The 21,634-nt window shown below is 53.0% G+C and carries 23 protein-coding genes; 8 read left to right on the plus strand and 15 right to left on the minus strand.

Translation table 11 applies throughout. The annotated features are described in order from the left end of the window. Positions 1 to 21 precede the first annotated feature (21 nt). From GS12_RS03315 to GS12_RS03330, 4 genes are all read right to left on the minus strand, one after another. Positions 22 to 690: an EcpB family pilus assembly chaperone gene (locus tag GS12_RS03315; RefSeq protein ID WP_034943862.1), complete on the minus strand. Its 669-nt coding sequence runs from the start codon at positions 688 to 690 to the stop codon at positions 22 to 24. Positions 691 to 746: 56 nt separating this feature from the next. Continuing rightward, entirely contained in the window at positions 747 to 1,331 is a 585-nt protein-coding gene (gene ecpA, locus GS12_RS03320) for a common pilus major fimbrillin subunit EcpA (RefSeq protein WP_034916326.1), read from the minus strand. Positions 1,332 to 1,732: 401 nt separating this feature from the next. After that, entirely contained in the window at positions 1,733 to 2,200 is a 468-nt protein-coding gene (bcp, locus tag GS12_RS03325) for a thioredoxin-dependent thiol peroxidase (protein WP_034916324.1), read from the minus strand. Then, a complete protein-coding gene (locus tag GS12_RS03330; RefSeq protein ID WP_034916322.1) occupies positions 2,178 to 2,768 on the minus strand; it encodes a glycine cleavage system transcriptional repressor in 591 nt (196 codons plus the stop codon). The genes bcp and GS12_RS03330 overlap by 23 nt, the downstream gene beginning before the upstream one ends. 158 nt (positions 2,769 to 2,926) lie before the next feature. Here GS12_RS03330 and dapA point away from each other — a divergent pair, with 158 nt between their 5' ends. The 5 genes from dapA (at position 2,927) to GS12_RS03355 (ending at position 8,767) form a co-directional block, all read left to right on the plus strand. Continuing rightward, positions 2,927 to 3,805, plus strand: coding sequence for a 4-hydroxy-tetrahydrodipicolinate synthase (dapA, locus tag GS12_RS03335; protein ID WP_034943866.1), 879 nt, complete (start codon positions 2,927 to 2,929; stop codon positions 3,803 to 3,805). Between the two features lie 15 nt (positions 3,806 to 3,820). After that, positions 3,821 to 4,855: an outer membrane protein assembly factor BamC gene (gene bamC / locus GS12_RS03340; protein ID WP_034943869.1), complete on the plus strand. Its 1,035-nt coding sequence runs from the start codon at positions 3,821 to 3,823 to the stop codon at positions 4,853 to 4,855. A gap of 166 nt (positions 4,856 to 5,021) precedes the next feature. Next, positions 5,022 to 5,735, plus strand: a complete 714-nt coding sequence (gene purC / locus GS12_RS03345; protein WP_034943872.1) for a phosphoribosylaminoimidazolesuccinocarboxamide synthase — start codon at positions 5,022 to 5,024, stop codon at positions 5,733 to 5,735. Between the two features lie 143 nt (positions 5,736 to 5,878). Then, positions 5,879 to 6,736: a KPN_02809 family neutral zinc metallopeptidase gene (gene ypfJ, locus GS12_RS03350; protein WP_034916315.1), complete on the plus strand. Its 858-nt coding sequence runs from the start codon at positions 5,879 to 5,881 to the stop codon at positions 6,734 to 6,736. A gap of 3 nt (positions 6,737 to 6,739) precedes the next feature. Further along, entirely contained in the window at positions 6,740 to 8,767 is a 2,028-nt protein-coding gene (locus GS12_RS03355; RefSeq protein WP_235421052.1) for a tRNA(Met) cytidine acetyltransferase TmcA, read from the plus strand. Between the two features lie 26 nt (positions 8,768 to 8,793). Here the strand turns inward: GS12_RS03355 and GS12_RS03360 are convergent, their stop codons facing one another. The 5 genes from GS12_RS03360 to GS12_RS03380 all read right to left on the minus strand — a co-directional run bounded on the left by GS12_RS03360 (position 8,794) and on the right by GS12_RS03380 (position 13,855). Beyond that, positions 8,794 to 8,982 (minus strand): YpfN family protein, encoded by a 189-nt coding sequence (locus tag GS12_RS03360; protein ID WP_034916313.1) that lies wholly within the window; start codon positions 8,980 to 8,982, stop codon positions 8,794 to 8,796. A 10-nt stretch (positions 8,983 to 8,992) separates the two neighbouring features. Continuing rightward, entirely contained in the window at positions 8,993 to 10,120 is a 1,128-nt protein-coding gene (gene dapE / locus GS12_RS03365) for a succinyl-diaminopimelate desuccinylase (protein WP_034943874.1), read from the minus strand. 2 nt (positions 10,121 to 10,122) lie between these two features. After that, positions 10,123 to 10,494 (minus strand): ArsC family reductase, encoded by a 372-nt coding sequence (locus GS12_RS03370; protein WP_034943876.1) that lies wholly within the window; start codon positions 10,492 to 10,494, stop codon positions 10,123 to 10,125. Between the two features lie 123 nt (positions 10,495 to 10,617). Further along, positions 10,618 to 11,742 (minus strand): ABC transporter substrate-binding protein, encoded by a 1,125-nt coding sequence (locus GS12_RS03375; protein ID WP_034943879.1) that lies wholly within the window; start codon positions 11,740 to 11,742, stop codon positions 10,618 to 10,620. Then, positions 11,729 to 13,855: a TonB-dependent siderophore receptor gene (locus tag GS12_RS03380; RefSeq protein WP_034943983.1), complete on the minus strand. Its 2,127-nt coding sequence runs from the start codon at positions 13,853 to 13,855 to the stop codon at positions 11,729 to 11,731. The genes GS12_RS03375 and GS12_RS03380 overlap by 14 nt, the downstream gene beginning before the upstream one ends. Positions 13,856 to 14,213: 358 nt before the next feature. On the opposite strand from GS12_RS03380, the gene GS12_RS03385 reads away from it, so the two are divergent. The 3 genes from GS12_RS03385 to ypfM all read left to right on the plus strand — a co-directional run bounded on the left by GS12_RS03385 (position 14,214) and on the right by ypfM (position 15,780). Next, positions 14,214 to 15,101 carry a MurR/RpiR family transcriptional regulator gene (locus GS12_RS03385; RefSeq protein WP_034943882.1) on the plus strand — a complete coding sequence of 296 codons (888 nt, stop codon included), beginning with the start codon at positions 14,214 to 14,216 and terminating at the stop codon, positions 15,099 to 15,101. Between the two features lie 132 nt (positions 15,102 to 15,233). Beyond that, positions 15,234 to 15,428, plus strand: a complete 195-nt coding sequence (locus tag GS12_RS03390; protein WP_034916306.1) for a hypothetical protein — start codon at positions 15,234 to 15,236, stop codon at positions 15,426 to 15,428. 289 nt (positions 15,429 to 15,717) lie between these two features. Continuing rightward, complete coding sequence (gene ypfM / locus GS12_RS24215) at positions 15,718 to 15,780, plus strand: protein YpfM (RefSeq protein WP_152601344.1); 63 nt, start codon at positions 15,718 to 15,720, stop codon at positions 15,778 to 15,780. Between the two features lie 206 nt (positions 15,781 to 15,986). Here ypfM and GS12_RS24220 read toward each other — a convergent pair whose 3' ends face one another. The 6 genes from GS12_RS24220 to acrD form a co-directional block, all read right to left on the minus strand. Beyond that, positions 15,987 to 16,421, minus strand: coding sequence for a hypothetical protein (locus GS12_RS24220; RefSeq protein WP_152601342.1), 435 nt, complete (start codon positions 16,419 to 16,421; stop codon positions 15,987 to 15,989). Between the two features lie 103 nt (positions 16,422 to 16,524). Next, positions 16,525 to 16,674 carry a hypothetical protein gene (locus GS12_RS24575; RefSeq protein WP_160279902.1) on the minus strand — a complete coding sequence of 50 codons (150 nt, stop codon included), beginning with the start codon at positions 16,672 to 16,674 and terminating at the stop codon, positions 16,525 to 16,527. Between the two features lie 118 nt (positions 16,675 to 16,792). Beyond that, positions 16,793 to 17,218 carry a hypothetical protein gene (locus GS12_RS03395; protein ID WP_034943885.1) on the minus strand — a complete coding sequence of 142 codons (426 nt, stop codon included), beginning with the start codon at positions 17,216 to 17,218 and terminating at the stop codon, positions 16,793 to 16,795. Next, on the minus strand, positions 17,212 to 17,823 hold the full coding sequence (locus tag GS12_RS03400; RefSeq protein WP_034943888.1) for a peptidoglycan recognition protein family protein: 612 nt from the start codon (positions 17,821 to 17,823) through the stop codon (positions 17,212 to 17,214). The genes GS12_RS03395 and GS12_RS03400 overlap by 7 nt, the downstream gene beginning before the upstream one ends. 27 nt (positions 17,824 to 17,850) lie before the next feature. Beyond that, complete coding sequence (locus GS12_RS03405; RefSeq protein ID WP_034943891.1) at positions 17,851 to 18,318, minus strand: Hcp family type VI secretion system effector; 468 nt, start codon at positions 18,316 to 18,318, stop codon at positions 17,851 to 17,853. A gap of 191 nt (positions 18,319 to 18,509) precedes the next feature. Continuing rightward, entirely contained in the window at positions 18,510 to 21,614 is a 3,105-nt protein-coding gene (acrD, locus tag GS12_RS03410; RefSeq protein ID WP_034943894.1) for a multidrug efflux RND transporter permease AcrD, read from the minus strand. Between the last annotated feature and the right edge of the window lie 20 nt (positions 21,615 to 21,634).

Raw genomic sequence — 21,634 nt, forward strand, 5'->3', positions numbered from 1 at the left:
AAGTGATGACTTAGGTAACATTTACTTTACAGAAATAAACTCGTTACCGTGCCATATAGCAATTCGCGATTGTTTTCTTTTTACATCAACACGAGTGAAAGCACGATTGTCGCCAGGCATTATGTTGTGTTTCTCTCTGCATTCAGGCTGTCCATTTTTTGGATGCAGGCAAGGGCCGTAAGCAATTAACCGGAAAGAGACATTCCCGTTATTGATAACTTTTTCACCGGTGAATTTCCAGGAGAAATTTTCTTGTCGTGGCGTAACAACCAGAATTGTGCCAATTCGCACCGAAGTGGTCGCAATTGCGTTTTTTTGAGAAGATGAAACACTGTCATCCGTTAAAGCTTGCTCGGTCCAGTAAATTCTATAATAGCGCTCTTTGTCATCATTTGGACCGTTATAATAAAAACGAACGATGTCGCTTGACTGTGGTTGCAATAAGATTCGCGAAGGCGTCATTAATAATTCATCAGGTGTTTCTGTTTGAATTATATTACCTCCCTTTTGCGGGGAGCTGAGTCGTGCAACTTCTACGCTGACCATACGTGCCGAATGCGCGGTATTTTTTATCTCTTTGGCAACCGCGTGGGTTGTTGGAAAAATAAATGAGGTTACCTCTCCAACGTCTATTGCTTTTAAAGGGAAAGGTATAACAAAGAAAAAAAATACAAAAAAATAGCGAAGCACGATGTCATTCCTTTGGAAACGCTGCCGTCGTCAGGCAGCGCTGTATCCATGATTAATTATGCGGTGGTCCAGGTGGCCAGGAATTCTACCTTAACATCACCGGTCCATACACCATCAGGTAACTCTTCCATGTTGGTCAAGGGCGCCGTACCATCAGAGGCGCTGGTAATATTGAACGTGAAATTTTCCTGTGCGCTGCTGCGACCAGTCGTTTTGTAAATACTGGCAAGATTAAACAGGTTGCCGCCGTTGATATTCTTCTTTGTATCAAGAATGGTGGTATAGGACGCCTTATCAAGGGCTATACCATTCCACATAACGCCAACTTCCAGCGTGGAGGGATCTGAACCAAGAAAGCTTAACGTGCTGGAAAGTACTTTTGATTCAAGAGAAAAATCCTTCGCGTCAGCATTGCCTTCAATAGTAACGTCAAATAATCCTTTTTGCGTGTTAAAGCCTGCCAGGCCGGCCGCATAGTCAAATGTCAGGCTTCCCACCGGCGTAACAACCAGTTTACTGGTAGTATCTTTTTTGGCCGTTGCAGACCAGGTTGCCACGGAAATCGCAGTATGTTCGGCTGCATAGGTGAAAGTACTAAAAGTTAATGCAACGACAGACAATAAAAGAGAGGTTCTTTTCATTTTTAAATCCTTTTGAATAACAGTCCAGTTGTGAGGAAAAAAATCTTTTTCTCGATATTTTCAAGTATTATAAATCAGTACTATCTAATAGCAATACGTTACGCCATATTTTTTTGTTATTTACCCGATGAGTGTATTTCTTGTGTAAATTCAATGGCGTTGGGGAGTTTTTTTGAACTAATGACTATGTTAGGCCAGGTTTTTATTAAAAAAAATAATATAATAACCATCAGGTGTTTAATATTTTGATTGTCTGGCCGCTTTATATATAAATTTATCCAGAAATACCGCAACAAAAAACGTATCGTTAAAAAGTTGTTGTCCGTAAAAAGGCTTAACAGATTACTCCGTTAAGCCCATTGCAGCGTTATGCGGTTTTTTAAACCCGCTTTCTTCCTGAATTATGCCTGCTGTAGCCAGGCCATAACGATATCGTGGTGATCGCTGGTTTTGAATTCATCAAACACCTTCTCGACTTTACCATCCGTGCCAATCAGAAAGCTGATACGGTGGATGCCATCGTAGGTTTTCCCCATAAAGGTTTTTTCGCCCCAGATGCCAAACTGCTCGCAGACCTGATGATCTTCATCAGAGAGCAGGGTGAAATTCAGCAGCTCTTTCTCAACGAAGCGCGAAAGCTTTTCAGGCTTGTCCGTGCTGATGCCCAGCACCTCAACACCTGCTTTTTTCAGCTCGTCCATGCTGTCGCGCAGGCCGCACGCCTGTACGGTGCACCCCGGCGTCATCGCTTTTGGATAGAAATAGACCAAAACGCGCTGTCCCTGGAAGTCGGTTAAATTTACCTGTTCGCCATCCTGATCGGGCAAGCTAAATTTCGGTGCAACATCACCGGCTTTCAGTGGATTCATCACAACTCTCCATTTTTTCATCATGCTGTGGATACGTAACGACGCTGATAGTGCCTTGCGCATGCAGTTCTGTACATAGCTCGTTAAACGCCTGCTCAATAAATGATGCATCCTGGCGAGCCGGGCTATGGGCCGTTATTTGAATATAGAGCAAGGCAGGCTGATTTTCAGCCGGTTGCGTGCGAGAAACCAGTTCCGCAACGTTCATTTGGTGCGAATCGAACAGATCGGTAAAGCGTTCAATAATGTGTGGCGAGTCGGTTACCTCAACCTGCACCCACACCGTGGCGGGCATCGGCGGCCGTTCGCGAAAGGCGGTGCGCTTCATTACAATCAGCAGTTCCAGCTCGGCGCCCTTGAGCGGCAGCGTTGATTCAATCAGCGTGATGGCGTTCCAACTGCCGGAAAGCAGCATAATAAAGGTGAATTCGTCGCCGAGCATGGCGAGGCGGCTGTCTTCAATATTACAACCGCAGCTGCTGACATGACGGGTAATGGTATTAACAATACCCGGACGATCAACGCCGAGCGCGGTGATAACCAAATGATGTTGCTCTGACTGCGGCAAAATGATGCTTCCTGTCCGTCATGATGATTAGCAAATATGATAACGCTAAGGTAAACATAAAAAATACCCTGTGCCAAGGGGCCGCGCGGCCTTGTCCGCTTGCTTTTCAATAGCCGTCAAACGTACCATGAAGCACTTGTTTGTGGAGGGGATGGCTAATGTTCACGGGAAGTATTGTTGCACTCGTTACGCCGATGGATGAGAAAGGGTATGTCTGCCGGGCGAGCTTAAAAAAACTGATCGATTATCATGTTGCCAGCGGAACGGCAGCAATTGTCTCGGTAGGAACAACGGGTGAATCCGCTACGTTAAGCCATGATGAACATGGCGATGTGGTGATGCTGACGCTGGAGCTGGCCGATGGCCGCATCCCGGTCATTGCCGGAACCGGTGCAAATGCCACCGCCGAGGGCATCTCGCTGACCAGACGATTCGAAAACAGCGGCGTGGTGGGTTGTCTGACCGTCACGCCGTACTACAATCGTCCCACGCAGGAAGGGCTGTATCAGCACTTCAAAGCCATTGCCGAAAGTACCGACCTGCCGCAGATGCTGTATAATGTGCCGTCCCGCACCGGCTGCGACATGCTGCCGGAAACCGTTGGCCGTCTGTCAAAAATCAAAAATATTATCGGTATTAAAGAGGCAACCGGGAACTTATCGCGGGTTAGTCAGATCCAAGAGCTGGTTGATGAGACATTCGTTCTTGTCAGCGGCGACGACGCCTCCGCCCTCGACTTTATGCAGTTAGGCGGTCATGGCGTTATCTCCGTGACGGCAAACGTTGCCGCACGCGAGATGGCGCAGCTCTGCGAACTGGCACAACAGCGTAATTTTGTGGAAGCACGTCGCCTGAACCAGCGCCTGATGCACCTCCATCAGAAGCTGTTTATCGAGCCTAATCCTGTACCGGTCAAATGGGCGGCTAAACAGTTAGGATTAATTGCAACCGATACGATGCGTTTACCTATGACGCCGCTGACAGCAGCGGGACGTCCGGTTGTTGAGCAGGCGCTCCAAAAAGCTGGCCTGCTTTAAATTTAGGGAGAAGTAATGGCTTACTCAGTACAAAAGTCCGCTGTCGCAAAGGTGGTAGGGCTTTCCGTTGTGATGCTGCTGGCGGCATGTTCCAGCGACCAGCGCTATAAGCGCCAGGTCAGCGGTGACGAATCCTACCTTCAGGCCGCAGACGTTAGCGATCTACACGCCCCTGCGGGCATGGTACTTCCGCTGCAAAATGGTGAATATGACGTTCCTGACGTTAACAGCAAAGGCGCGGTTGGCAAGCAGTTAGACATTCGTCCGCCCGCTCAGCCGCTGGCGCTGATGAACGGCGCGCGCACTCAGTTTGCCGGTAACTCAGGCGTGCTGCTGCTGGATAACGCTCGCAATGGCACTTTGTGGCCGCAGGTAGTTGATGTGGTACAGCAACGAAACTACCCCATTGCCAGCCGCACTGACGCCAGCCAGACGCTGACCACGGACTGGGTGCAGTGGAATCGCGCCGATGAAGATCATCAGTATCGCGGACGCTATCAAATCAACGTGCAGCAGCAGGGTTATCAGCAGGCGCTGAGCGTCAAGCTGCTGGAACTGCAACAGGAAAACAGTGCGGTAACTTCGCCGGTTCAGCTTCAGCGCTACACCGCGCAGATGTTGAATGAACTAAGCAGCGGCCTGGATAAGATTGAGACCAGTCGTGAAAACGCCGCAGCACACCGCAGCGCCACGCAGATTGACGTGCAGAGCGGTGCTGATGAAACCGGTCTGCCTGCGCTGATCGTGCGGGCGCCGTTCAACACCGTTTGGGAACGTCTGCCGCAGGCGCTGCCGCGCGTGGGGATGGAGGTGACCGACAGCAACCGTTCTCAGGGCAGCCTGAACGTGACCTATAAAGCGCCGGGTAGCGATACCTGGGACGAGCTGGGCGCGAAAGATCCTGAGCTGGTCAACGGTGACTACAAACTTCAGGTCGGCGATCTGGATAACCGCAGCAGCCTGCAATTCCTTGACCCGAAAGGTCATACGCTTACGCAGTCGCAAAACGACGCGCTGGTGGCCGTATTCCAGGCCGCCTTCAGTAAGTAATATCAGAGGCCGGAGCATCTCCGGCCTTTTTTATTCTCTGACGCGTAAACGATTGCTTCGGTTTTTTCGCCGCAGATTATAGACTATTCGCCTCGACAGATTGCTTCTTGTTGCCGTGATGGCGAAGCGAAATACGCAGAATATTTTATGTTTGGAGTTTAAGAAGATGAAAAAACAAGCTGAGTTGTATCGCGGTAAAGCGAAAACCGTTTACAGCACCGATAACCCGGATCTGCTGGTTCTCGAATTCCGTAACGATACGTCAGCGCTGGACGGTGAGCGTATCGAACAGTTTGATCGCAAGGGAATGATTAATAATAAATTTAATTATTTTATTATGACCAGACTTCAGGAAGCGGGCATCCCCACGCAGATGGAAGCGCTGCTTTCTGATAACGAAGCGCTGGTGAAAAAGCTGGATATGGTGCCGGTGGAGTGTGTGGTGCGCAATCGCGCGGCAGGCTCGCTGGTGAAGCGCCTGGGCGTTGAAGAGGGCATGGTGCTCAATCCGCCGCTGTTCGATCTGTTCCTGAAAGACGATGCCAAACACGATCCGATGGTCAACGACTCCTATTGCGAGACCTTCGGCTGGGTGAGTAAAGAGAACCTGACGCGCATGCGCGAACTGACCTACAAAGCCAACGAGGTTTTAAGCGCGCTTTTTGATGACGCCGGTCTGATCCTCGTCGACTTCAAGCTGGAGTTTGGCCTGTTCAATGGCGAAGTGGTGCTGGGTGACGAGTTCTCGCCGGATGGCGCGCGTCTCTGGGACAAAGCAACGCTCAATAAGATGGATAAGGATCGCTACCGCCAAAGCCTTGGCGGCCTGATCGAGGCCTATGAGGAAGTAGCAACTCGTCTTGGCGTGAAGCTGGACTGACTCTCTGCGCTACGGCTCGCGGTCGTAGCGCCTTTTCCTGCCTGTTCAAATCCCCCCTTTATCATGCCGGGGCTGGTGCAGTGACCCCGCGACGTCTAAAATTACCCCATCTGCCGCTTTGCGGTCTCAACAAGGAGTAATGTATGCGTTGGCAAGGGCGCCGCGAAAGCGACAATGTCGAAGATCGTCGAAATGAACCGGGCACCGTCGGCGGTGGTCGGATGCGTATTCCGCGCGGTAAAGGCGGCATCGTGCTGCTGATCGTGGTGATGGTGGCGGGCTACTATGGATACGACCTGACGCCGCTGTTAACCGGCGAGACGGGGGGATCGCAATCCGTCCAGCAACAGCGCGTTGATCCGCAGCAGGACGACGAGGCGGCGAAATTTACTAAAGTGATCCTGGCGACGACGGAAGACACCTGGCAGAAAATTTTCCAGCAGATGGGCAAAACCTATACCGCGCCGAAACTGGTGATGTATCGCGGTGCCACGCGAACCGGTTGCGGCACCGGCCAGTCGGTGATGGGGCCGTTCTATTGTCCGTCCGACAGCACGGTTTATATCGACCTCTCGTTCTATGATGAGATGAAAAACAAGCTCGGCGCCGACGGCGATTTTGCGCAGGGTTACGTGATTGCTCATGAAGTTGGACACCACGTGCAGCGGCTGATGGGCATTGAATCGAAGGTTCGCCAGATGCAGCAGGGCGCCAGCCAGACGCAGGTTAATCAGCTTTCGGTGAAAATGGAGCTTCAGGCCGACTGCTTTGCCGGCGTCTGGGGCCACTATATGCAGCAAGAAAAAGTGCTGGAACCGGGCGATCTGAACGAGGCGTTAAACGCCGCCGAAGCGATCGGTGACGATCGCCTGCAACAGCAAAGTCAGGGCCGCGTGGTGCCGGACAGCTTTACGCACGGCACGTCGCAACAGCGTTATGACTGGTTCAAAAAAGGTTACGACAGCGGGAATCCTGGCCAGTGCAACACCTTTGCAGGCTAAGCGGTGGCTGAACCCGGCGACCTGATCACACATACAGAGGCGCTGAAGCAGCAGGGCAGGCGCCGCCTGTTGGTGATCAGCGGCGAGGGGGAGTGGTGCCAGCAGCAGGCCGCCCGGTGGATGGCGGCGCTTCCCGGCGACTGGCTGTGGCTCGGCGATGCGCCGCAAAGCCCGCTCTCCTGCGCCGCAACGGCGGCCCGCACGCTACTGGGCCGCGAATTTCTTCATGCGGTTTTTGACGCCCGACACGGCTTCAATGCAGAGGCGCTGGCCGCGCTCTCCGGTACGCTTAAACCCGGCAGCTGGCTGCTGGTTCTGGCGCCGGCGTGGGAACGCTGGCTGGCACAGCCGGATACCGATTCACTGCGCTGGAGCGAACAACCTTCCGCCATCCCCACGCCCAATTTCCTTCATCGATTCCGCCAACGGGTGCTGACCGACAGCAATGCCGCGCTGCTGCGCCAGCACTATCCGTTGCGCCTGCCGCCGCAGCCCGACGGGCCCGCGTGGCAGCCCGATAACACCGCGCAGCGGCAACTGCTTGCGCGTCTGCTCGCCTGCGAACCGGGGATCCACGCGCTGATTGCGCCGCGCGGCAGAGGTAAATCGGCGCTGGCCGGGCAGTTGGCGGCAGAGTGGCCTGGCGAATGCCTCATCACCGCCCCGGCGAAGGTGTCTACCGAGGTGCTGGCACGTTTTGCGGGCGAGAAATTCCGTTTTATCGCCCCGGATCGCCTGCTGGCGGAACAGGCTGACTACCAGGCGCAGAAAATCGACTGGCTGATTATTGATGAAGCGGCGGCTATTCCCACGCCGCTGCTGGAAAAACTGGTCACGCTTTTTCCTCGTGTTCTGTTGACCACCACGCTTCAGGGCTTTGAGGGAACGGGGCGCGGCTTCCTGCTGAAGTTTTGCGCCGGGCTGCCAAATGCCACGCTGCTGAGCCTTGACGAACCGCTGCGCTGGGCGAAAAACGATCCGCTTGAGCGCTTTGTCGATGGAGCGCTGCTGTTTGAAGAGGCGCAGCCTGAGCGCAGCGAGGCGGACGTCCGCTATGTTTTTCCTGAGCAGGCAGACTGGCAAACCCATCCCGCACAGCTCTGCGCCCTTTATCAGCTTCTTGCCAGCGCTCACTATCGCACCTCGCCGCTTGATTTAAGACGGATGATGGATGCGCCGGGTATGCACTTCAGCGCTGCCTTGCAGGGTGACCAGGTGAACGGCGCCGCGTGGCTGGTCGACGAGGGGGGGCTTTCGGCGTCGCTGGCCGAAGCGGTCTGGGCCGGTTTTCGCCGTCCGCGCGGAAACCTTGTCGCGCAGTCGCTTGCGGCACACGCCAGCTTTCCCGAGGCGGCGCAGCTTCATTCACGTCGTATCAGCCGTATTGCGATAGCGCCTGCGCTGCGGCGGTGCGGCATCGGGCGTAACATGGTGCGTCACAGCATGACGCGCGCGCACGGGCTGGATTTCCTCTCGGTCAGTTTTGGCTACACCGATGCGCTGTGGGCATTCTGGCGCGCGTGCGGGTTTCAACTGGTACGAATCGGCACCCGGCAGGAAGCCAGCAGCGGCTGCTATGCGGCGATGGCTGTTCTGCCGATAAGCGAGCAGGGCAGCCAGCTTTGCGCGCGCGCCAGTCAGCGTCTGGCGCGAGACTGGCCGTGGCTGCGTCGCTTTGTGCAGATTGACGGTCTCACGTTTCCGGCGCATGACGAGGCGCTCGACGACGACGACTGGCGGGAACTGGCGGGGTTCGCCTGGGCACAGCGGCCGCTGGAGGCCGGCGTTGGCGCGCTGGGGCGCCTGGTCAGCGTTTTTCCTCAGCCGCTGCCGCTGCTGTCCGGTTCCGTGGCGGAAGGCGCTGACGGTGCTTCGCTTGCCAGGCAGTTTGGCATGAGCGGACGTAAGGTGTTGCTGGCGGGATGCCGACAGGAGGCGCAGCGCGCGCTGGAAACCCTGGACGGCGCGCGCAGTGAGCAGTGGCGCTTGCGTATTGCGACGCTGAGGGAGAAAAGCAATGCGGCAGAATAATGCGGGGCGGCAGGCGCCCCGGCTGACTATTTCTTTTTCGGCCAGTCGTCGTCGTCGTCCCACTTGTCGTTGAAATCACGATGCGGCGGCAAATCCGGCTTGTTGGCCATGAACTTCTTGTGATCGATGCGCTTCAGATCTTTATACACGTTCATCAGCACGCCAACCATCAACACAATAACGATTATCCACCAGTACTCTTTAAGCCATTCCATATAGTTACCCTTATGCGATCAACTGTTCCATAATCCGCTGGTACATCCGGCTCAGCAGTTGCAGGTCGGCGGCCTTCACGCACTCATTGATTTTATGAATGGTGGCGTTCACCGGCCCCAGCTCAACCACCTGCGCGCCCATACGTGCGATAAAGCGTCCGTCGGAGGTGCCGCCAGTGGTCTGCAAAGCTGGCCTGATTTCATTATAGTGCGCAACGGCTTTCACTACCGCATTCACCAGGTTTCCGGAGGCGGTCAGGAAGGGCTGGCCGGAAACGTTCCATGTCAGCGTATAGCGCAGTTGATGCTTATCCAACAGCGCCTGAACCCGCTGTTTAATCATCTCGTCGCTCAGTTCGGTACTGAAGCGGAAATTGAACTGCACAAAAAAGTCGCCAGGAATGACGTTATTGCTGCCGGTGCCCGCCTGCATATTGGCTATCTGCATGCTGGTCGGCGGGAAAAATTCGTTGCCGCGATCCCATTCAATCTCCACCAGTTCGTTCAGCGCGGGCAGCGCACGATGCACGGGATTGTCCGCCAGGTGCGGATAGGCGACGTGTCCTTGCACGCCGTGGATCGTCAGGTTCGCGGTCATCGATCCGCGACGCCCGTTTTTCACCACGTCGCCGACGGTTTCGGTGCTGGACGGTTCGCCCACCAGACAGTAATCCAGGCGCTCATTGCGCGCCATCAGCGTCTCGACCACTTTTACCGTGCCGTTAGTGGCGCTGGCTTCCTCATCGGAGGTGATCAAAAAGGCCAGTCGACCACGATGGTTCGGGCAGGTTTTCACAAAGCGTTCGGCGGCGACCACCATCGCGGCCAGCGAGCCTTTCATGTCTGCCGCGCCGCGTCCGAACAGCATGCCGTCGCGGATGGATGGCTCAAACGGTGGATTGATCCAGCGGCTGGCGTCACCTGCGGGTACCACGTCGGTATGACCGGCGAACGCCAGCGTCTCGCCCTGGCCGCGCCAGGCCCAGAAGTTCAGCGTATCGCCAAACGGCATAGGTTCAATGGTGAACCCCAGCGCTTCCAGTCGGGCAATGATAATTGCCTGGCAGCCGGCGTCATCAGGGCTGAGAGAAGGACGGCGGATGAGCTGCTGTGTCAGCTCAATGACGGGACAAAACATAGTTACGGCTGCTCCTGAATAAACTGCGTATAGGCGCTTTCGCTGAAGCCTGGAAGCATAGAACCGTCTGCACCGCAGAGCAATGGGCGTTTGATGATTGCCGGGTGCGCCAGCATCAGATCGCGCGCGCTGTCAGCGTCGGTGACCGCAGCGCGCTGCGTTTCACTGAGCTTACGCCATGTGGTGCCGCGCGTATTGAGCAAAGTCTCCCAGCCCAGTTTATCGATAAAGCGTTGCAGCATCAGCGCGTCCAGACCATCGACGCGATAATCGTGAAACGTGCAGGCCACGCCGTTTGTTTGCAGAAATTTGCGTGCCTTTTTAACCGTGTCGCAGTTTTTGATGCCGTAGAGCGTGAGCGAACTCTCTTTCATTAACCCGTATCCCTTTTACGTACCACCTGCGTCGGCACGCTTCAAATGTGTGAATTATCAACCCGTTTGAAGATAATGCCCCAGCCGACGCTTTCGATCCAGTCGGGGCGGCGAAAGGTGATTTCAGGAACCGGGATCGTGCAGAAAATAGCTGCCGCTGAACGGGACTGGCAGGAACTGATGGAAGAACTGCTGAAGCGTTTGTTCCGGGTTCACGTCGCTGAACAGGTCGGGATAGAGCGTTTTCGCCATAAACTCCGTGGCGGCAACGTGCCACGGACTGAGATAAAAGTTGTGCCATATAGCGGCCGAATGACCGTTCCGCAGTGCTTTCAGTTCACGCAGGCCGTTCTGCTTCGCCGTGAGTTCCTTCAGGCTGCGTTGCGCAACGGCGGGCGAAACCTCCGGCCCCATTTTCAACGCGCTGCGCTCGCTGGCATCACCCATGCCGGTAGCGAAGTAGTAATCGGGCTGCGAGGCAATCACGGTTTCTTCACTGAGTCGGCCAAATACGCCCTTTACTTTACCTCCGGCAATATTATCGCCGCCGGCAAACGCGAGCAGTTCGCCCAGACTGCCGTTCACCGCCGTTACGCAGCACTCGTTGCGGCGACCCAGGTGCAAATGGAGCAACACCGTCGGTTTTGGCCCTGCGTGGGCGGCAAGTCGATCGCGGATACGATGCATATGCTCGTCATAGAACTGCGTAAACGCGGCGGCACGCTGCTGCTGATTGAGTACCTCGCCCAAAATCTCCACGCTTCGCGTGGTATTTTTGAGTAAATGTACGCGTAAATCGACCCTGACAACGGGTATTTTCGCCGCCTTCAGAATGAGCTGAAGCTGTTGATCTGCGTCGTCATAGCGCGCGAGGCTCGGCAGAATAACCACGTCAGGCTTCAGCGCCAGCACTTTTTCCGGATTTAAATCGTTGGTGCCACCCAGGCCTGTTGGGGTGATCTTCAGCATCTGCGGAAAGCGCCGGGCAAAAACAGCCCATGTCTGACTGTCGTATTTTTTCAGATCCAGCGGCCAGCCAACGATCCGTTTAAAGGGATCGCCGGGTTCAAGCATCGCCAGCGTATACAGCATGCGGCTCTCTCCGAGCACAATCCGCTGCGGCCGATCCGGAATAGCAATGTGGTTACCGTCGATATCCGTGATTGTTTTTGCCGACAGCAGCGGGCTGAAGGCCAGCATCAGTAAGAGCGCTGCCTGCGCAATGCGCCCGCGTTTAAAATTCAACATTTGCCTGCACCATCACGTTACGGGTTTCGCCCTCGCGCACGCGCAGGTTGCCGCCGCTGGAGCTGTAGTAGTGTTTATTAAACATATTATTCAGGTTCAGCCGAAGCTGGGTTTTCTGGCCAAACAGTCGATGATTCCAGGCGATAAAACTGTCCGCCACCACGTAATCCGGCAGTGTGAAGCTATTCTCCGGGTCGCCCGTGCGCGTACCGACGTAGCGGGCGCCGCCGCCGAGGCGGAACTCGCCCGGCAGCGAAAGCACGTTGATAGTGTGGCTGAGATAGAGCGCGCCTGAATGGCGGGGTGCATTTTGCAGCCGGTTACCGTTGTTGTCGGCGTTGACGCCGTCGTCAACGATCTCCGCTTTGTCATAGCTGTAGTTGGCGCTGAGATCCCATTCAGGCAGAATTTCACCGTTCACCTCGACTTCAGCGCCGCTGGAGCGCGCCTTGTTAATGGCTCGCGTTGTGCCATTGATGCTCAGCGACATATCTTTTTCATCAATACGGTACAGCGCCACGGTTGCGAACAGACGCGGTGTCATCTGCCACTTGCTGCCGACTTCCCAGGTGGTTCCCTGTTCTGGTTTGCCGACGCTGCCATCATCATCAACGTCAGTTGAAGGCGTAAAGGACTTGCTGACGCTGCTGTAGAACGACACATCCGGCGTCAGTTTATAAATCAGTCCGGCCTGCGGCAGGAATTTATTGCCTTCGCTGTCCAGCGCCTGCACGATGGGATTAACGCCTTTCGACGCGCGCTGCTCGTAATGCTGATAGCGACCGCCCACGATGGCAAGCCAGTCTGAGGTCAGTGAGATACTGTCTTTAGCATAAAGTGACCGGCTGTGAATGCGGTTGAGGTTGTTGGCATTGGCGCTGTTTTCCGTCGAATCATCGGTGGTTGGCGTCAGCATGTCGTAGCCGGGATCGCTGAGGGTAAAGTTTTTGTCCGCTTTACCCTGATACTGACGGGCACGGTAGGTCTGGTTCATCTCATAATCCGTTCCCAGCACCAGATCGTGCGTCATGCCAAACAGCTGTTGCGAACCGAGTACGTCCCAGGAAACATATTTGGTTTTGTGGTTGAAGCCACGGTTCGCATCGGCTCGGCGGGTCACCACGCCGCTGGACGGGTCAATGGCGGTGACCCTGACTTCATTGTTATCATAAAGACGTTGATTCCACCCGACGGTAAATCGGGTTCGCCACGCTTCGTTGAATTGCCAGTCGTAGTAGGCGTTCAGCGTTTTTGTATGGCCCCAGGCATGGTTCGCGGTATCGTCCAGCCGTTTTTTGTAGTCGATATCCACGGGCTTACCGTTGATAAAAGCGGTGCCGCGATCGTAAGGGATATCGTAGCGATAATCTTCATAACTGACTAAAAAACTGGCTTTTTCACCAAACCATTGCAGTGACGGCGCAATCAGCGTGTGGCTGTTGCTACCAAAGTTACGCCAGTAATCCTGATGTTGCTTTTCAGCAATCATACGAAAAGCAAAACCGTTGCCCAGTGGGCCGGTCACGTCAACGGTTCCGGCACCGCCGCCTTCGCTGGCATAGCGCCCGCTCATTCGCGAGTGCCATTCATATTGCGGTTTTTTGCTGACAACATTAATCACGCCGCCGGGATTCTGAATACCATAAAGCAGGGAAGCGGAGCCTTTCAGTACCTCAACCCGCTCGGTGGCCGCATTCAGATTGAGCCCCTGACTGCTGCGCACGCCATCCCGATAGATTGATCCATCGGCGCTCCCCCCAAAGCCGCGGCGGGTAAAGCCATCTTCCATTCCTGCCAACGTATTGCTTTCGCTTACGCCGCTGACAAAGCGCATGGCGTCGGCCAGGCTGTCGATCTGAAAATCTTCCAGCTGCTTTTGTGTTACTACGCTGACCGATTGCGCCTCATTTAACGGCGACGTCGGCTTTTTGCTGGCGACGCTACGGGTTGGCTCACTGTAGCCCTGCGTATCACTTTCACTTGCCGTTACCGTGAGGGTATCGTCTTCCGCGGCGAAGCTGGCTTTTTGTGCAACGACACTCAGGCCGTAAATCGCGACCAGCAGCGCCGGATGACATTTTTTTTTAAAACGGGACTGCCTGTTGTTGTTCATGTTGAAAAATTCCCGGAGCAAATATTTTTCTGTTTTCTCTTTTTTACGCACGACGAAAGCCGTGTCGTCGCATCACAGCGGCGGCAAGATACGTTGCAGCAGATGGAATTGAGAATCATTCAAACATGTCAGAATGTAGTAGTAAACATGAAAGATGATGCTTACACTACAGAATTTGGTTCACGATAAAAAAATCATATGAGATTTTATTGCAAGATTTTAAGTTATAAATCAAAGGGAAAGAGGAGGTTTGCTGATTTTTACTTCACCGTATCGTTCATGGGTAGCAACGTCAGGCTGGCCGAAACGCTACAAGCCTGCATCGTGAAAGTGGTAAGCCAGAGGAGATGTTAACGTCGTGACAGACAGTAAAAGCAAAAATCGTGTGGATATCTTAGGCGAGCGTTATCGCGTTCGCGCATCGTCACTTTCACCGCGTTTACAGTCAGTTGTGCGCTATATCCATGAAAATCGCCGGCTGGTCATAGAGAGCACCGCAATGGAAATCGCCGCCGCGACGCAGACATCTGACGCCACCGTGATTCGCGCCGTGCAGGCATTGGGATTCGCCGGACTGCGTGATTTAAAAAAAACGCTTGATGCCTGGTTTGGGCTGGTGTTGACCTCCGAAGACAAGATGACCACAACGGTGAAAGAGTTGACCAGCGATACTAACCTGGGCATCGATTTTGTTTTGCAGGGGCACCGACGCGCCTGCGATGCGCTCTCCGCGCCGGCCAATCGCGCCGCTATTACCACTGCGGTCACCCTGCTGCTTGAGGCGCGCCAGGTGGCGCTGTTTGGCATCAACGCCTCCGGTGTGTTAGCGCAGTACAGCGCGCGATTGTTTAACCGCATCGGATTGCCTGCCGTGGCGCTTAACCGAACCGGTGCGTCTCTGGCAGAACAGCTGCTCGCTCTTCAACGCGGAGACGTGCTGATCATGATGGCGCAAAAGTCAGCGCATCGCGAGGGCACCGCTACGCTGCGAGAGGCAAAGCGACTGGGTATGCCGGTGGTCCTGCTGACTAATGCGACCGACTCTTTTTTCGCTCGTGAGGCAGACGTGGTCATTAATGTGCCGCGCGGGGAAGAGAATGGCCGTATGCCATTACACGGTACGGTTCTGGTCTGCCTCGAGATGCTTATTCTTTCGGTCGCATCGGCCACCTCAGCGCGCACGGTTAAGTCACTGAAACGCGTTCAGGGTCTCTACCGGACGCTCAAACCCGTGGGCAGAAAGTAGCGTTAACTGTTCCCCCTTCATTTTTTATGGGTTTCAGCTATATTCGATACTGTTCAGGCGAACAGACATTGGAGGAGGCGCCTGAGGGGTAGCAGGGAGTAATGGCATTCACTGAGGGTCAGGAGGCAGAGCATGAATTATATGAAAGCGTCTTCCGCACACACGGTCGAGGAAACTCAGTCGATGGTAATTATCATGCGGAAGAAAAAAAGCCGCTGTGAAGACTTTAAACAGGTTGTTGAGGCGGTTCTGGCCGATCACCCGGAAGCCGTAACGCACATTGACAGCGAAAGCGGCGGTTACGATAAAGTCATCGTGCTTAAATAACGTCTGTACGGGGGCGCTTCCTGCCCCCGGCAGTACGTCCTGATAAAATCCCTGCTAAATGAACGGGTTCAGAGACAGCCGCTGGCAGTACCACGAAAAACTTCATCATTTCATTGTTTCCTCACCCTGATCCCGCTACTAATTTCCTTAGAAATCATCACGCAAGAACTGTGAGATTTACCACAAATTACAGTTTTAAGAGGCTTTGCCGATAGTATAGATGGGTAAGATCGCTTTTCATGCATTAAGAATAATCTTATAATGAACCCACTATAACAGAGAGGTGCCTATGATCGACTTAGAACTGGGGAACTGGAAAGACTTTATCGAAGCGATGTTGACTCGTAAGTAACATCCTCATAAAGGAAAATGGCGGAGAACCCACCGACCGACCTTTCCAACGCAGAACAGACAACGCGTCCGGTTCGCAAAACCGGATAACGTTTTTAAGAGGGCCGCAGCGAACAACGTTGCGGCCCTTTTTAATTGCGTCTGCACGTTTCGGTTACGTTTACGCCTGAGGCGGCAGCATCAACGCGTTGACTTATGAATTATCTTTTAGCATTCAGGTTCATCGCCTAATCCGTACGTGCAGGCAAAAGGATCGATCCAGGGGTTATGTTTGTGGAAAAAAACGGTTAATTCTTTACTTTTGAAAAAAACATATCCTAAGCCGCTGGAATATATCATCCACTCCCCCGCTGATCCATCCTGAAAAACAACAGCACCTGTTGCTATGCAAGGTGAGGAGTACTTAACTTCAAGTGGGCCAAAGTCTTGTGATTGTTTTGCCAGTCTGAAAAAACGTGATATTTGTTCTATATTTGGTTTGAACAATTTGCAAATTATTTCCTCATTATCATAATCTCGTCCTTTATTATGTATTTCGTCCTGCGCTATATCAATGTGTCTTACATTTTTTGCATGTATAAATCCTGACATTAAACATAAAAAAAGAAAAAAAGTAGGCGGCGATTTTTTTAATTTTACCATTTTGCTGTGCTCGCCTCTGTGATATTTTTTCTGGCTATTTCAGGGTGTCGGTAGATTTCTTTTAAAGGCACTTGTAAGGTGCAGCTGGTTCATTAATTTACATTTACAAATTTTTAACTTGTTGAGTATTCATGTGTTCAAAACAAGCTTTACGTTGAATTTTTTTTCGCAATATTCCTTGTTTTATTTTTTTAAATATTTTGACAATGCAATATCCAGCATCAACATGACTATTTTTATCAACATGTAACATGATTTTCCTTTTTTATAGTAATGGGTTCTACATCATTTTTAATGACTTAGTATTATTTTTTCCAGGTAAGTATAAACTTCCTGGTCTGATAAAATGCAGAGCCATAAGCCGGGGAGGATTAACATTCGGCTTCATCGTCTGATCCATAGCTACACTCAAAAGGGTCATACCAATTATTGTCTTTATAAAAGAAATACGTGGTATTGTTGTCACTGAAGGTAACATACGCAAGTCCACTTGATTGTAAGATCCATTGTCCTGTGGAGCCATCGCTGAACTTAATTTTTCCTTCCGAATAACAAGGGGAGTAATAGTCGTGAAGAAGTCCATTGCTTTCTTCTGATTCTTTAGCGCTGTTAAAAAATTGTATTAGTTGTTTCTCAGTTGGTTGAAATTCTTCACATGCTCTTTTTTCATTTAAGTCATTTTGACTTTCAAAATATTGTCCGATATTATCAATCTCCATATGGCTCACCATTCTTGATTGAGCTTCAGTCGAAAAGGTGATTAAGTAGAATGTGAGAAAGAAAGATAGTTTTACCATAATGCTGTTCCAGCCTCCGTTTCATTTTTTCTGGCAATTTCTGGGTGGCGATATATTTCATCCATTGGAACTTTCAATGTAACTGTCAGTTCGCTAATTAACCATTTTAATGAGTCATTTTGTTGACTGTTAACTGGTTCATAAACTGTTTCCTTTTTATTTTGGATTTTCCTGGATTGCCCGACGATCTCAATCCCAATGCTGTCACTGTTAATTGGGAAACGGTGAGGGAATTTTTTAATTTTTTCCATTTTCGAAATTACGCCATTGTTCCCTCCTCTTTTCTCAAGGTCTGCTACTTTTTTGAATTCAGCTGGCGTACATTTTTTTGTCAAAAAACACCGGGATCGACTCCTTCCCACATGCCAGGTAATCCGGAACAGGGACGCCGTCTGATAAATCGTGCCGTCCTTATCGATAAGAAAATGCGCGCCGTTGGCGCCTGCATTTTGATAACTGTTAAAGGTACTGCGGGCGGTTGGGCTGTCCGTTTGATGCACCACGATACCATTTACCTTATCCAGCTTTCCTCGCTCTATGGTTTTAAATATTTTAACGATAATGCGCGCAGCATCAACGTGGCCCTTTTCATCAATGTATAACATAACATTCCCTTTTTATGTCTGGTGTGCTTAAACCATTTGACGAGTTTTAATGTCATATCCCATGGAGGCGGTGCCCGCTGCCAGGTCCGCCGAATTATGCAGCCTGTAATCCAGTCTGAATTGTGAAAAGGATAAGCCGACTTTTTCTCGCGGAGCGCGCATGGTGTTATAACAGACAGTGTGAACGCGGGTAATAATAATATCCTGAAGCACAATGCGAATATATTCCAGCGGTGGATTGCCAGGTTTCCGTAAAGTTATTACCGCCTCAGACAGATGTTTACCTGATGCGCAGTATCGAAGGAGGGCAGGGCTGGCAGTGTCGGTGTAGTGGTCAAAGACCAGGTCGTTAACGGTGAATCTTCCGCAATGGCCATTTTTTGAAGAATTGTGTACTCCCCAGCGCCACCAGAGCATGTCAATCGCGCCTTTATGTCTTTCGTCCTGAGAGTTGCCATGAATTCCATTTAGTTTGATAAAACTGTCCTGTGTCATACTTCTTCCCTGTTAGCATCATTGCTAAAAAAAGTCCTGAATCCCTGCGCTGTTACCATTGGTAAACGCGTCTGGCACATTAAAAGGGATCTTTGCCAACCGTTCTGCCCGCGGGATCACATATATGATCCGATGTGCTACCGCAGGCGATTAAAAGATATGCTTTGTTGCGGTAGCTTTAATTTAGTCAGTTATTCGGATGTTTTGAGCGGAAATCGCTGCCGTACCAGCACAAAGAACAGCGGTACAAAGAAGATCGCCAGCAGCGTGGCGGAGATCATTCCGCCCATCACGCCCGTGCCCACCGCGTGCTGGCTGCCAGAACCTGCACCGTTGCTGATTACCATCGGCAGCACGCCAAATATAAACGCCAGCGAGGTCATCAGGATCGGCCTGAGCCGCTGGCGTGAGGCTTCCAGCGTGGCTTCGATCAGATCGCGGCCTTTGCCGTTCATTTCGTTGGCGAACTCAACGATCAAAATTGCGTTTTTGGCCGACAGTCCGATCACGGTCAGTAGCCCCACCTGAAAGTAAACATCGTTTTCCAGTCCGCGCAGCCAGGTCGCCACCAGCGCACCCACCACGCCGAGCGGCACCACCAGCATCACCGAGAAGGGCACCGACCAGCTCTCGTAAAGCGCGGCCAGACAGAGAAACACCACCAGCAGCGACAGCGCATAAAGCGCGGGTGCCTGCGAACCGGTTAGCCGCTCCTGCCAGGACGCGCCCGTCCACTCAATCCCGAAGCTGCCGGGCAGCTGACCGACCAGTTTTTCCATTTCCGTCATGGCGGTGCCGGTGCTGATACCGGTTGCGGCTTCGCCGACGATCTCCACCGATGAATAGCCATTATAGCGTTCAAGGCGCGGCGAGCCTGTTTCCCATGACGAAGTGGCAAAGGCGGTGAACGGCACCATGCCGCCGCTGCTGTTGCGCACGTACCACTTATTAATGTCGTCCGGCAGCATGCGGAACGGCGCGGCCGCCTGAACGTAAACTTTTTTCACGCGGCCGCGATCGAGGAAATCGTTCACATAGGTTGATCCCCAGCCGGTCTGAAGCGTGCTGTTAATATCATCGATGGACACGCCCAGCGCCTGGGCTTTACGCTGATCGATATTGATACGTAACTGTGGCGTGTCGTCCAGACCGTTGTGACGAACGCGCGCCAGCGTCGCATCGCCTTCCGCCGCCGTCAGCAGCTTGTCCCTCGCCGCCATCAGCGCGTCATGGCCTGCGCCGGCATGATCCTGTAAGTACATATCAAAACCCGCCGAGTTGCCCATGCCGGTAATGGCGGGCGGACTGCTGGCGATCACACGCGCCTCCCTGATCTGGCGGAACGCTTTCGTGGCGCGTTCGATAATGGCAAATGAGCTACGTTCTGCGCTGTCGCGCGACTGCCAGTCTTTCAAACGGATAAACATGCGTGCCACGTTCTGACCGTTGCCGCCCGGCCCGGAACCGATGGTTGAAAACACCGACAGCACGTTCTCTTTTTCTTTCGTCAGATAATACTGCTCCACCTTGTTCACCACGCGATTGGTTTGCTGAAGCGTGGAGCCAGGCGGCAGTTGTACCTGCGTCATAAATACGCCGCGATCTTCCAGCGGTAAAAACGACGTGGGCAGATGGATAAAAAGAAGGGCCATCCCCGCAATAAGCGCTACGTAAAGCACCAGCCAGCGGCCCGCTTTGGCGAGTATTTTTCCTACGCCGCGCTCATAGCGCGCCGCGTTCTTATTGAAGGTGCGGTTAAACCAGCCGAAGAAGCCGCGGCGTTCATGGTGCTGGCCCGTTGGTTTCAGCAGCGTGGCGCAGAGGGCAGGGGTCAGGATCATCGCCACCAGCACTGACAGCACCATCGCCGATACGATAGTAATAGAGAACTGGCGATAGATTGCGCCGGTGGTACCGCCAAAAAATGCCATCGGCACGAACACCGCTGACAACACCAGCGCAATACCGACCAGCGCGCCCTGAATCTGCCCCATCGATTTACGCGTGGCGTCTTTAGGCGACAGCCCCTCTTCGCTCATGATGCGCTCCACGTTCTCAACAACAACGATGGCATCATCCACCAGCAAACCGATGGCCAGCACCATGGCGAACATCGTCAGCGTGTTAATGCTAAAACCGCAGGCGGAGAGAATGGTGAAGGTGCCGAGCAGTACCACCGGTACGGCAATAGTTGGAATAAGCGTTGCGCGGAAATTTTGCAGAAACAGGTACATCACCACGAAAACCAGGATCACCGCTTCCACCAGCGTTTTCACCACGTCCTCAATGGACGCCGTGACGAACGGGGTGGTTTCAAAGGCGATTTCCGCCTTCAGCCCCTGTGGGAAGTAGTGGGAAAGCTCGTCGATGCGAGCACGCACCAGCTTATCGGTATCGAGTTCGTTGGCGCCGGATGCCAGTTTAATGCCCAGCCCTGAGGCGGCCTGGCCGTTATACTGGCTGAGAAAATCGTACTTCTCCGCGCCCAGCGCCACGTCAGCGACGTCGCCCAGTTTGACCTCTGAGCCGTCTTTGTTAACGCGCAGCGTGATATTTTTAAACTGCTCTGGCGTCGTCAGCAGCGACTGAGAATTGATAGTGGCATTCAGCGCCTGCGTATCAACGGAGGGCAGGCCGCCAAGCTGTCCGACTGCCACCTGGCTGTTTTGCGACTCAATCGCGCTGACCACGTCCGAAGTGGTCAGCGCATAATTAATCATTTTGTTCGGATCGAGCCAGATACGCATGGCGTACTGTGAACCGTAAGCATCGACCTGGCCGACGCCTTCGATTCGGCTGAGCGGGTCCTGCACGTTACTGGCGACATAGTCAGCGATATCCTGTTTATTCATGCTGCCATCGGTGGAAACGAATGCCACCATCAAAATATTTGTGTCGCCGGTTTTGGTGACCGTCACACCCTGCGACTGCACGGCCTGGGGGAGTTTTCGCAGCGCGGTCTGAAGCTGATTTTGTACCTGCTGTCTGGCTTCGTTGGGATCGGTGCCGGCCAGAAAAGTCAGCGTGATCGTGGCCTGCCCGGTGTTGCTGCTTTGGGAAGACATGTACATCATGTTGTCGATCCCGGTCATATTCTGTTCAATCACCTGGGTGACGGTATTTTCCAGCGTTTTGGCCGAGGCGCCCGGATAATTGGCGGTGATGCGTACGTTAGGTGGCGCAAGGCTGGGATATTGCTCAACGGGAAGGGAAAAAATAGCCAACGTGCCGGTCAGGCAAAGCAGGATGGCGATGACCCACGCAAAAATCGGGCGATCGATAAAAAAATTCGCCATTGAACGTAAACTCCAGGTTT

The sequence above is a fragment of the Erwinia oleae genome (assembly GCF_000770305.1).
GTDB classification, from domain to species: Bacteria; Pseudomonadota; Gammaproteobacteria; order Enterobacterales; family Enterobacteriaceae; genus Erwinia; species Erwinia oleae.